Origin of the sequence: Tepidibacillus sp. LV47 (assembly GCF_048381575.1) — a bacterium.
Classification (GTDB): Bacteria; Bacillota; Bacilli; order Tepidibacillales; family Tepidibacillaceae; genus Tepidibacillus.
The window spans coordinates 59,760-71,945 of the sequence record NZ_JBLWIF010000003.1; the positions used below are offsets into that span (position 1 = coordinate 59,760).

The window sequence follows — 12,186 nt, forward strand, 5'->3', positions numbered from 1 at the left end:
CACAAATAAGCTGCCAAGGAAGATTTTAACAAATTTTTGATATTGTATCAACTATCTGAAAATAAATCTTATAAAAAAAGAGGTGTTATTCCAATGCTTATGGAATATACAACCCTGCAAAAATTAGTATGTTCGATCAATAATAAAATCGCTGATCTCAAATAGTATCTTCCGTTCCCGAATAGGTGGCAGGTCTAGCAATGCTTTCTTTGCCTTTTCAATATATCGCTCTGCTAAATGATGTGCATATTTAATCCCCTCAGATGTACGAATCATATCGATAACCTCGTCGATTCGCTTTTCCATATCACGATTACGTATAATTTCTTGTAGTCGTAACCGATCCATTGAATAATGCAAAGCATATAAAGCCGGTATCGTGATATTTCCTTGTCGTAAATCGCTTCCAGCAGGTTTGCCAAGTTGTTCTGTGGTACCAGTGAAATCTAGAATATCATCAATAATCTGAAAAGCCATACCTACATTATAACCATACTGGTAGAGCCCTCTTACAATTTTTGGTTTAGCATGACTAGCTAAAGCTCCAAGTTTACAGGATATGGCAATTAATAAGGCAGTCTTCCGTTTTATTCTTTTTAAATAATGTTTTAAAGATTGATTCCAATTGTTAAAATCCCGTATTTGATCAATTTCTCCTTCACTCATTTGCACAAGGGCCTTTGATAATGTTTGATGAATCTCAGGTTGTTCAAATTCGGTGATTAACATTAAAGCTTGGGCTAAAATATAATCCCCAGTATACATTGCCACCTTATTATCCCACTGAGCTTTTACTGTCAATTTTCCCCTTCTTTTGTCAGCATCATCGATCACGTCATCATGAACAAGGGTGGCCATATGAATTAATTCTAAAGCAGCAGCGACTTTCTTTAATTTATCAAATTGATAATCGCCAAAATGACCCGATAACAATACAAAAATTGGACGAATCCGTTTCCCACCAGCTTTTAAAAGATGGCTTGATGATTGATTCAGAATCATTTGATTAGTAGATACTGCACGGGAGAGTTCTTTTTCAATCTCCTTAATGTCACTTTTCATTTTTGCGTAAATATCTAAAAGCTTCATCCAATTCACCTTATTTATATTTTTCTGATGCAAAAAGTGGGTATGGTTGTAAATTTTCCATATTTAAAATCTCAATCTTTGGTGCCTTCTCCAACACACCAATTCTCTGAGCCATCTGATAATAATGATTTAACCCTTCGATCTGAGGGTCGCTAAAATCGTAAGATAGCCCACGAAAATAGTCTTCCCAAAATTGTTTCGTTCCGCCAAATCTCAACATAGATTCTTCCACAATGACATCTCTTTTTTGATATCCTTCATTTTTGCTATTTAAAAAAGCCCGATATACTTTATATAATAACTCGGGAAAGCGTTCAACTACTTTTTTGCGAACGGCCCAAACAGCAAAAGTCATCCAAAGGCCTGTTCTTTTTTTCCATTCTTCACCAAGGTCAATTACATGATATTTTTGCTTTAATTGATTTTCCCACCCCTGAATAAGGGCTTCGTCTCCAATGAGTAAAGCTGCATCTGCCACTTTCATCATTTTCTCCAGATTAGGCTCCATGATTATATATTCGGGTTTCCCGCCTAGAAACCCTTCTATTAGGATCTTTACTAAATTTACAGAAGTTGCGGATGTGTTCGTCAAAGCGACTTTTTTGTTTTTAATTTTCTCTAGATCATCTTTTAAGAATAGGGATATAGACCCTACTCTACCATAAGCACTAACCGATAAATTGGGTAATAAAACATAGTTTTCTGCTTGTTCTGCATAAGCAAAAGATGAAATCGCACCCATATCAATGGTACCATCTTTCATTCTTTGGTTTAATTGGCTTGGAACTTGGGGAATGAGCTCAATTTCATCTTGAAATTGTTTCTGATCGAAAAAATGGTAAATAGGCCAAATATTTGTGTATGTAATTCTGCCAATTCTAAGTTTCGCCAATGTTCTCCCCCCACCGTTTAAACAATGAATGCTCCACTTCTAAAGAGTCTAATACTTTCCCTACTAAATGATTCACTAACTCATCGATGGTTCGCGGTTTATGATAAAACCCAGGCATAGCAGGCAAAATTCTAGCTCCTGCTTTTGCTAGTTTTAGCATATTTTCGAGATGAATTTGATGAAGTGGTGTCTCTCTTGGAACAATAATTAACTTTTTTCCTTCTTTTAATACTACATCCGCTGCCCGTTCTAAAAGATTGCCAGATGCCCCATTTGCAATCCCCGATAAAGTCCCCATTGAACACGGAATAACAACCATTCCATCTACCTGATAAGAACCACTAGCAATTGGTGCAGAAAAATCGTGTAATGAATGAAAATGCAATTCACCAACAAACCTTTGAAATTGTTCATCAATTACAATATTTCGATCTTTAATCTTCCAATCTAACTCTTGTTCAAATACTTGCCAACCTGCTTCAGTTACAACAAGATGAATTTTATGTCCTAATTTTAACAATTCTTGCGTCAATCGCACTCCATAAATCGCTCCACTAGCTCCTGTAATTCCTACTGTAAAGATTCTTCGTTGCGTCATTATTTCATCACCAGATCAATGGAAGTAAAAATAAAAATAACTACACTTAAAATTCCATTCATCGTAAAAAATGCTGTATCTAATCTCGACATATCGTTTGGAGAAATAATAGAATGTTCATAATGCAAAATAAAATTCGCTACAATCACACCGATTAAATACCACCAACCCAGATGAGTAATAAAGAAGAGATAAAATAAACCAAGGATCGTAACTCCGTGAATCACTCTCGCAAAGATTAACGAGGTTTTTAAACCAAATCTTGAAGGAATCGAGTAAAGACCATATTTTTTATCGAATTCCATATCTTGTGTGGCATAAATTATATCAAATCCAGCAGTCCAAAGAGCGACAGAAATAAAGAGAATAACAGCTGGATAAGTAATTTCGTTTGTAACAGCTACCCAAGCTCCTAGAGGTGCTAAACCGATCGCTATCCCTAAAATAAAATGGCAAGTCCAAGTAAATCGTTTTGTATAAGAATATAAGACAAGTACAAAAACGGCAATCGGTAATAATTTCAAAGCAAGGTCACTTAAATTCCAAGCTGCAATAAAAAGTAACAAAAACGATCCAATAATAAAAATAACAACCTCATTTGTCCCAATTTTGCCAGCTGGAATTGCCCGATTTGCTGTTCTTGGATTTAATTTATCAATCGTTCGATCAATGAGACGGTTTAGTGCCATAGCAGCACTTCTAGCCCCAACCATTGCCATTGTAATCCAAAAGAATTGTCCCCATGTTGGGAGGTGCCCAAATTGTTCCATACTTCCTAATATCATACCTACATAGGCAAAAGGTAATGCGAAGATCGTATGTTCAAACTTAATCATTTCTAAAATCGTTTTTAGTTTATTCAATCCCATAGTCTTTCCACTTCCGATCTACTAAGGCTTTTATTTCTGGGGACATCTCTACGTCATCCGGCCATTCCCTCATATGGCCTTCTGAAGGCCACTTTTTCGTTGCATCGATCCCCATTTTTGAACCAATAAATGGCATCGGAGAGGAATGATCAAGATCATCTAAAGGTCCGTCAATGATCGTCACATCGCGACGGGGATCGATATTATTAAATACCCTCCAAGCAACCTCAGAGATATTCTGAACATTTACATCTTCATCGACCACAATAATTAATTTAGATAACATCATCAAGCCTAAACCCCATAATGCATTCATCACTTTTTTAGCCTGAAAAGGATATCTCTTTTTAATGGAAACAATCACACAGTTATGAAATACTCCTTCTGGCGGCATATTCATATCTTTGATTTCAGGTACCATTACTTTTAAGAGTTGCAAAAAAATTCTTTCTGTCGCTTTGCCTAAATAAACATCTTCTTGTGGTGGTTTCCCTACAATAGTGCTTATATATATAGGATTTTTTCGATGCGTAATAGCGGTGATATGAAAAACTGGATATAAATCAGCAAGGGAATAGTAACCCGTATGGTCTCCAAACGGTCCTTCAATTCGCAGCTCATCTACATCAACATAACCTTCCAAAACAATTTCTGCATGTGCAGGAACCTCAAGATCTACTGTTTTACATTTTACTAACTCAACTGGTGCTTTTCTTAAGAAACCAGCAAACAGCATCTCATCAATTTCTGGTGGTAATGGTGCTGTTGCCGAATAGATGACCGCTGGATCAGCTCCGATGGCAACGGCTACTTCCATACGTTTTGGTTTGTCTTTCGATTTTTTTAGTTTATATTGATGTAACGCACCATCTTTGTGTTTATGCCAATGCATTCCTGTGGTTTGACTGTCATAAACTTGCATTCGATACATTCCACAATTACGTGTGCCCGTCTCTGGATCTCTCGTAAAGACTAAAGGCATTGTAATGAACTTACCACCATCTTTTGGCCAGGTTTTTAAGATCGGGAACTTGTCCAATGATGGTTGATCCGTAATAACAACTTCTTGAACAGGACCGCTTTTTACGATTTTAGGAATATAAGAGTTAATTTCAGCTAATTTAGGCAAAGCTTTAATCTTTGCCATTAAACCGGTAGGTGATGGGTTCTCTAAAAAATCCATGATTCGTTTTCCGATGTCATCAAGATCATCGACTTCTAATGCTAATTTAATTCGTTCATAAGAGCCCATTGCGTTTGTTAAAACAGGTATATCATAACCTTTTACATTCTCAAATAAAAGCGCTGGGCCACCTCCAGACATTTTGGATACTCGATCTGTAATTTCAGCAATCTCTAACTCAGGATCCACTTCTGTTTTTATCCGTTTTAACAAACCTTTTTTCTCTAATACTTGCATATATTCCCTTAAATCGCGATAAGCCATTACTTATTTCCCCTTTTTATATCCAATATGTAATGCGGCAATGCCACCTGTTAATGGATAAACTTCCACTCGTTCCAAACCTACTTTTTCAAAGATTTTTGCCAATTCTTTTTGATCAGGGAAGTTCGTTAACGATTCAGGCAGCCATGAATATTGCTCATAACGGTTAGCAAATATTTTCCCTAGTAAGGGAAGTAATTTATAAAAATAGAAGTAATATATTTTTCTAAAAGGAGGCCAATTAGGTTTGGATAGTTCTAAAGAAACCACTTTCCCCCCTGGTTTAACCACTCTTTTCATTTCCGATAAAACAACTTCAATATCTGGCACATTCCTTAGTGCAAAACCAATGGTAGCATGATCAAAACGATTATCTTCAAATGGTAGTTTCATCGCATTTCCCTGTATCAATTCGATCTGCTTGTCCAATTGAAGTTTATGGATCTTCTTTCGTCCTACTTCTAACATCTTTTCACTAAAGTCTAAACCGATGATCTTTCCTGTTTTTGAAGCCTTCGCTAAAGCGATCGTCCAATCGGCTGTACCACAAGCTACATCAATTGCGTTTTCTCCTACTTTGACATTCATTTTTTTCATTGCGAATTTTCGCCAAGCTTTATGCCTACGAAAACTTAGTACAGTATTCATCATGTCATATTTATCTGCAATATTTTCAAATACAGCGTGAACAAATTCTTCTTTCTTTTTCCCTCTTACATAGGTTGTCTTTTCCACCTATTCTTCTCCCTTCCATTATTTACCATTATCTAAACATCTTTTACGATATTTTCGATTTCATGAATCGAGCCTTGAATTTGCTCAAAAATATTATAAAGCTCATTCTTCAGAAATAAATTCTCAATTTGATTGATTTGCTTTGCGAGTTTCTCTTGAATATTTAAAATCAATTCTTCAATTTTTCGCTGTATATTATACTTATGATAGAGCTTTTTTACTTTTATTTTCCATTCAGGTTTATTATCGACGATCTCTCTTCTTTCAGTAGTGCTTGCAAAATAATTCACTAATAGATATGAAATCTGGTGGCGGGAAATTTGATGTTGTTTTTGCTCTTCTATTAGACTGGAAAGTAAAATCATATCTTCTATGAGTTTTTTCCAGAATAATCGCTCTTCTTCTGTTTTAAGCAGGTCTAAAAATTGAAGATATAAGGTACTTTCTTTTACTTTAACAATCTCTATCATTTGTTCAATTGACTCAAATCCCTTTCCATCATTTTCTGTATAGAGATTCATCTTTGCGATATTAACATCTCGTATTCCGGCAGCGATTCGTTTAATCCCATCTACTAAATTCGCCTTGGATAATAAAGAATAATATTGACTGCTATAATAATCGCCTGCAAGGATAGACAATTGCCTTGAACGAATTTCTCTTTCATTATATTCTTTTTGGTTTACAATCTCTTCATGAACATCTAATCCCATCTGAACGAGACCCGTTGTCACACAGTATAGTTTCCTTAATGAACGGGGAAAAGAGGCTTGGAACAAAAGCAAATTGAGTAATTGTAAACGAATGAGTGGGAACTTTGGAATCGTAACATACTTTTTTATAAATATATGATCAACCTTGTTCTTAAGCTCTGTCAAAATTTCATTGATCTCTAGATGAAATGTACCATGAGTAATCATCATGATCAAAATCCTCCAAAAAATAATCAACATTTAACATTTCTTACCCAGACAAGTATAACATAATTATCATCTAGGTAACAGGTTTTTATCAATACAACATTTTATCCTTTAGTCTGGTTTGATAGCATTTCCATAATTAGTTCTAAAATGCTTTTCTAAAAATTCTTTGTAAGTCATCGACTCTTCTAATTCCATCGTTGGATTTTTTAAAATATCTTTTTTATCTGCAGCAACAGACATAAAAAGAGTATCCATATTATTCACAAATACTCGAAGTAAAATTTTTTTTACATTTTTGGTTTGAACAAATCCTTTTTTAGTAACTGTATATAAATCTCTATACATATCATTAGTTTCAACCCGGTGATTTTTGTCAATTAAAAAATCAATGGCTAATGTTTCTTCTTTCCAAATTACTTTTTTAATTAATAATTGAGTGGGTGTTGATGAAATAAAGTCAACCAAATTTTCTTCTGATAAAGTGGATTGACTTATATGTTTAAACACGGGAAAATCAGGTTGTAATTGTGAAAATTGTACACTGGGAATAAGAGATATTGTAAATGCAATCACTACCGATAAAACCAATGCGGCCATCATTCCTTTTGAAACATTACGTAAACTATGCACCAAAAACACCTCCAATATATCTTACAATAAAAAAAAGCTGGCTATGCCAGCTTGTATAAAATATTCTATTCATCGGTATTGATTTTACCAAATGGAGTTAGGATTTCAGCCTTTCCCCTTACCTTTACTGCAGAAGTATGCTCAGTAAATTCTGCAATCATTACTTCCCCTTTATCTAATTTTTCAAGGTGATGAAATTTGGTATCTTGTCCACGAGTTAAACCAATCACGTTTACACCATTTTCCTTTGCCTTTATCACAAAAAATCCATTTTGATTATAAAACATTAAATCACCCTCTTCTCATCTATATTATGTAATCCTTTTCATCTTTTCATCATTATTGTAACCGAAACGAAATATTCCATAAAGTATTAAAAAAAAACACCTCGTCTTGCAACGAGATGTTTTGTTAGCGAAGATGGTCGGAACGACAGGATTTGAACCTGCGACCTCACCCACCCCAAGGGTGCGCGCTACCGGACTGCGCCACGTCCCGAATTCACATAATATTATTTTAATCAAAAATAAAAAGATTTCAAGGTCTTTGAAAAATGTTTTACTTTTCTATTTTTTTATGACCGAATTAATTGTAGGATTTCGTTTCTTAATTGGGGATCTTCTCGATAAATTCCCCTTGCAGCTATCGTCACCGTTTTAGCGCCCGGTTTTTTAACCCCACGCATGGTCATACACATATGCTCAGCTTCAATCATGACAAATACTCCATAAGGTTCTAACTTCTCCATAATCGCATCGGCTACAGTATCGGTAATTCGTTCTTGCAATTGGGGTCTTTTCGCAACGGCTTCAACAGCTCGGGCTAATTTACTTAGTCCAGTTACTCTGCCATCTCTAGGAATATAGGCCACATGTGCAACACCAAAAAAAGGGATTAAATGATGTTCACACATTGAATAAAATGGAATATCTTTTACAAGAACAACCTCGTCATGTTCTTCGCTAAAGATAACATCAAAATAATCCTTTGGATCTTGTTCAAGCCCTGCAAAGATCTCTTCATACATTCTTGCTACACGAGCGGGCGTATTCACTAAACCTTCTCTTTCTGGATTTTCTCCGATGGCATTTAAAATTAATTTGACGGCCTCTTTTATTTGTTCATGATTCACACTCATCAAAAATTGCCTCCTTCACAACACTCCCAAAAAACAAAATTAATTTTAACATTTTTATAGTGGAAAATCAAAAAAAGAAGAGTCACGAAGTGTTACCTTCTGTGACTCTTCAAAAATTATGTACGATTATTATTTAACAACATCTTTTAAAGCTTTACCAGGTTTAAAAGCTGGTACTCTGCTTGCAGCTATTTCGATTTCTTCTCCGGTTTGAGGATTACGTCCTTTCCGTGCAGAACGTTCACGAACTTCAAAATTACCAAAACCAATAATTTGAACTTTATCTCCTTTTCTTAAAGCCTCGGAGATGGCTTCAAAGATTGCATCAACTGCTTTAGTCGCATCTTTCTTTGTTAATTCAGCCATTTCAGCAACTCTAGCGATTAGTTCTGTCTTATTCAATTTATTCACCTCCTCCCAAGGGAAAAATACCGTTATATCATGTGTTAACCGTTTTTTCAAAAATTATACTCGATTAACAAGGATTTTCATTTTTTTTGTAGACAAGCATATAGTAATATACAAACTTAGTAAATTCAAGGCTTTTTCATCAAAATTACACTTAAAAAAACAAAAAAACACTCAAAGAGTGCTTTTTTGTTGAAAAAAATTCATATTTTATAAAATGATGGCGATGAGTCCACCTGAACCCTCATTAATGATTCTTTCCAAAGTTTCTTTTAATTTATATCTCGCGTTTTCAGGCATCATCGATAATTTGGCTTGAATTCCCTCACGTACAATACTTGCCAATGAACGTCCAAATATGTCAGAATCCCACATTTTTAATGGATCTTCTTCGAAGTCTTGCATCAGGTATCTTAAAAGCTCTTCACTTTGTTTCTCAGACCCTATAATTGGAGCAAATTCTGATTCTACATCAACTTTGATCATATGGATTGATGGAGCTGTTGCTTTTAAGCGAACGCCGAATCTAGAACCTTGACGGATCAACTCTGGTTCTTTAAGCGTCATATCTTCTAGTAATGGCTGGGCAATACCATATCCCGTTTGTTTCACCATGATCAAAGCATCTTTCACTTTATCATATTCTTTTTTTGCATTTGAAAATTCAACCATTAATTGTAATAAATGATCTTTTCCTTTAATCTCAACTCCAACAATTTCCATTAATATTTGATCATAGAGTTCATCTGGAGCAAACAAGTCAATTTCTGCAATCCCTTGACCCATGTTCATCTCGGCTAATGTGGCATCAGCAATAAATTCATATTCTTTAAATTGGTCAACCACCACTCTGACATCTCGTAGCCTTCGAATATCTTTCACCGTATTTTGTATTGCTTCTTGAAAATTCTTTAATAACCAATGATCCTCGTTTAATACCATAACCCAACTTGGAAGATTTACATTTACTTCATGAACAGGAAATTCAAACAATACTTCTCTTAAAACATTCAAAATGTCCTCTTCTTGAATATTTGCCACACTCATTGTTAGTATTGGTATATCGTATTTTTCACTTAACTCTTCTTTTAATAATTGGGTCTGTTCTGATTCTGGGTTAACAGAATTGATAATCATCACAAATGGTTTTCCTATTTCTTTTAGTTCAGCTACAACCCTTTCTTCTGCCTCAATATAATCTTCTCTTGGAATATCTGTGATTGTTCCGTCGGTCGTAATCACAACCCCTATTGTAGAATGTTCTTGTATAACTTTTCTTGTCCCAATTTCCGCTGCTTCTTGAAAAGGAATGGGTTCGTCAAACCAAGGAGTATTAACCATTCTTGGTCCACCGTTTTCATCTTCATAGCCCTTTGCCCCTGTTACTGCATAACCAACACAATCAACCAAACGCACATTAATATCCAAACCTTCGTCAACATGAATTTGAACCGCTTGGTTAGGAACAAATTTGGGTTCAGTTGTCATAATCGTTCTACCAGCAGCGCTTTGCGGCAATTCATCCGTTGCTCTCACTTTTTCATTCTCATTTAAAATTTTAGGTAAAACTAAGGTTTCCATAAACTTTTTAATAAACGTTGATTTTCCGGTTCTTACAGCACCAACAACGCCGATATAGATATCTCCGCCAGTTCGTTCAGCTATATCTTTGAAAATATCAAACTTTTCCACTATATCCCTCCTCTATTTCACATGGCATGAATAAACCAAGGAAAATTGCCATCCCTCCCTAATAGCCACAATGACTCGTACACCAAAATTGGACAGTATATATATATGTGATCGTTATTTCGTTTATGACATCAATAGTAAATTTTCTTTCTTGCCTCTTAGTATGCTTGGTTCACTAAACACTAAATATCTATGATAAAGAAACACAGAATAGAACACCATCACTTTAAACCTAAAACAAATTTATACAAAAATATCAAGGAGTTGTGTTTACAAAGCAGCCACATAATAAAAAAAGGCTTGTATTTTCTAGTGTATGGAAAATACAAGCTTTGATGACACACTAATCATCAAAATTTTGCTCCCTTTGTTTTGCCAATTGTTTGCGTATGGCAGCCTTTAAAGGATCTTCAGGAATCTCTATTTTAACGCTTGCCAATACCTTTGTTTGACAACCTAACCGCATTCCTTGTTGAAGATATGTTGGTCCTAATTTTCTTTGTTCAATTTTGCTAGGTGCTAAAACTTTGGATGGATCCTCAACTTTTACTTTACAAGTGAGACAAGCACCTTTACCCCCACATTTGTGAGCAAGGTGGATATCTGCTTTAATCGCTGCTTTTAATATCGTTGTTCCAGGTTTCACTTCGATCTTTTTATTATTAGGAAAAAAACTGATGATTACTGACAAAGATGTCATCCTTTCTGTTCAAATCGTAGTAACTGTTCAAATGCAATTTCTTCCATCTCATGTGTTTTAACCCTGCCCATTAAATCTTCCACTGCTTGTTTAGGGGATTTTCCTTCAAATAATACTCGGTATAATTCTTGGGTGATGGGCATTTTTACTTGGAGATGTTGAGAAAGTTGATAAGCAACTTTCGTTGTTTTTACACCCTCAACAACCATTCCCATCTGTTCTAAAACTTGCTTAAGCCTTTCCCCTTTACCTAGTTGGAATCCAGCTCTCCAGTTTCGACTATGCCGACTAGTACAAGTAACAACAAGATCCCCCACTCCTGCTAAGCCAAGGAATGTTAATGGGTTTGCTCCTAATTCTATCCCCAACCTAGTGATTTCTGCAAGCCCTCGTGTAATAAGAGCTGCTTTTGCATTATCTCCAAACCCTAATCCGTCGGAAAGGCCTGCACCTAAAGCAATAATATTTTTAAGTGACCCCGCAATTTCTACCCCAATTAAATCGGTATTGGTATAAACACGAAAATTCTGGTTAATGAATAAATCTTGTCCTTTTTCAGCTAGAGTAAGATCTTCACCAGAAACAACAACCGTTGTTGGTGTAAATCGACTTACTTCTTCAGCATGGCTTGGCCCAGATAAAACCATGATTTGATTCTTAGGAAGGTAAGGGAGTTCTTCGTGAATCACTTCACTCATTCTTTTATAGGTATTTTCCTCTAGTCCTTTTATAGCGTGAATGATCATCGTATCTTCAGTAACCAAATCTTTTATCTTTCTAACCGTTGATCTCATCACATGAGAAGGAACAACAAGAATGATAAAAGGTTTCTTCTTAACAACTCTTTCTAAATCTGTATCTGCGTGAATCGAATCGGGTAAATAGATACCAGGAAGATATTTCTGATTTGTACGTTTGGTATTGATTTCCTTCTTTTGATCTTCTCTCCTTGTATAAAGCTCCACTTGGATACCATTATTGGCTAAAACCATCGCAAGGGCAGTACCCCAACTTCCAGCCCCAATTACGGCTACAGAGAGTTTTTCCCCCATTTTTAAATCCCCT

General features: G+C 35.4%; 14 protein-coding genes and 1 tRNA gene. All 15 read right to left on the reverse strand.

All coding sequences use genetic code 11. The features are described from left to right. Positions 1 to 123 precede the first annotated feature (123 nt). The gene (locus tag ACMW72_RS05160; RefSeq protein ID WP_418367783.1) at positions 124 to 1,089 is read right to left on the reverse strand and encodes a polyprenyl synthetase family protein; all 966 of its coding nucleotides are present in this window, start codon (positions 1,087 to 1,089) and stop codon (positions 124 to 126) included. Positions 1,090 to 1,099: 10 nt separating this feature from the next. Continuing rightward, positions 1,100 to 1,981, reverse strand: a complete 882-nt coding sequence (locus ACMW72_RS05165) for a menaquinone biosynthetic enzyme MqnA/MqnD family protein (RefSeq protein ID WP_418367784.1) — start codon at positions 1,979 to 1,981, stop codon at positions 1,100 to 1,102. After that, on the reverse strand, positions 1,968 to 2,579 hold the full coding sequence (locus ACMW72_RS05170; RefSeq protein WP_418367785.1) for a UbiX family flavin prenyltransferase: 612 nt from the start codon (positions 2,577 to 2,579) through the stop codon (positions 1,968 to 1,970). The genes ACMW72_RS05165 and ACMW72_RS05170 overlap by 14 nt, the downstream gene beginning before the upstream one ends. Further along, a complete protein-coding gene (locus ACMW72_RS05175) occupies positions 2,579 to 3,448 on the reverse strand; it encodes a UbiA-like polyprenyltransferase (protein WP_418367786.1) in 870 nt (289 codons plus the stop codon). The genes ACMW72_RS05170 and ACMW72_RS05175 overlap by 1 nt, the downstream gene beginning before the upstream one ends. Next, positions 3,435 to 4,895: a menaquinone biosynthesis decarboxylase gene (locus ACMW72_RS05180; RefSeq protein ID WP_418367787.1), complete on the reverse strand. Its 1,461-nt coding sequence runs from the start codon at positions 4,893 to 4,895 to the stop codon at positions 3,435 to 3,437. Before ACMW72_RS05180 ends, ACMW72_RS05175 begins: the two co-directional genes overlap by 14 nt. 3 nt (positions 4,896 to 4,898) lie before the next feature. Continuing rightward, positions 4,899 to 5,630, reverse strand: a complete 732-nt coding sequence (locus ACMW72_RS05185; RefSeq protein WP_418367788.1) for a demethylmenaquinone methyltransferase — start codon at positions 5,628 to 5,630, stop codon at positions 4,899 to 4,901. A gap of 32 nt (positions 5,631 to 5,662) precedes the next feature. After that, positions 5,663 to 6,553: a heptaprenyl diphosphate synthase component 1 gene (locus ACMW72_RS05190; RefSeq protein WP_418367789.1), complete on the reverse strand. Its 891-nt coding sequence runs from the start codon at positions 6,551 to 6,553 to the stop codon at positions 5,663 to 5,665. A gap of 108 nt (positions 6,554 to 6,661) precedes the next feature. Continuing rightward, positions 6,662 to 7,183 (reverse strand): hypothetical protein, encoded by a 522-nt coding sequence (locus tag ACMW72_RS05195; protein WP_418367790.1) that lies wholly within the window; start codon positions 7,181 to 7,183, stop codon positions 6,662 to 6,664. A gap of 65 nt (positions 7,184 to 7,248) precedes the next feature. Beyond that, the gene (mtrB, locus tag ACMW72_RS05200) at positions 7,249 to 7,470 is read right to left on the reverse strand and encodes a trp RNA-binding attenuation protein MtrB (RefSeq protein ID WP_418367791.1); all 222 of its coding nucleotides are present in this window, start codon (positions 7,468 to 7,470) and stop codon (positions 7,249 to 7,251) included. 134 nt (positions 7,471 to 7,604) lie between these two features. Beyond that, positions 7,605 to 7,681 (reverse strand) — tRNA-Pro (locus tag ACMW72_RS05205). 76 nt (positions 7,682 to 7,757) lie between these two features. Then, positions 7,758 to 8,321, reverse strand: a complete 564-nt coding sequence (gene folE, locus ACMW72_RS05210) for a GTP cyclohydrolase I FolE (RefSeq protein ID WP_418367792.1) — start codon at positions 8,319 to 8,321, stop codon at positions 7,758 to 7,760. Positions 8,322 to 8,450: 129 nt separating this feature from the next. Beyond that, positions 8,451 to 8,723 (reverse strand): HU family DNA-binding protein, encoded by a 273-nt coding sequence (locus tag ACMW72_RS05215; protein WP_418367793.1) that lies wholly within the window; start codon positions 8,721 to 8,723, stop codon positions 8,451 to 8,453. A gap of 216 nt (positions 8,724 to 8,939) precedes the next feature. Beyond that, positions 8,940 to 10,421, reverse strand: coding sequence for a stage IV sporulation protein A (gene spoIVA, locus ACMW72_RS05220; protein ID WP_418367794.1), 1,482 nt, complete (start codon positions 10,419 to 10,421; stop codon positions 8,940 to 8,942). Positions 10,422 to 10,764: 343 nt separating this feature from the next. After that, positions 10,765 to 11,112, reverse strand: a complete 348-nt coding sequence (locus tag ACMW72_RS05225) for a 2Fe-2S iron-sulfur cluster-binding protein (RefSeq protein WP_418367795.1) — start codon at positions 11,110 to 11,112, stop codon at positions 10,765 to 10,767. Positions 11,113 to 11,117: 5 nt separating this feature from the next. Beyond that, positions 11,118 to 12,173 (reverse strand): NAD(P)H-dependent glycerol-3-phosphate dehydrogenase, encoded by a 1,056-nt coding sequence (locus tag ACMW72_RS05230; RefSeq protein WP_418367796.1) that lies wholly within the window; start codon positions 12,171 to 12,173, stop codon positions 11,118 to 11,120. Positions 12,174 to 12,186: the final 13 nt, after the last annotated feature.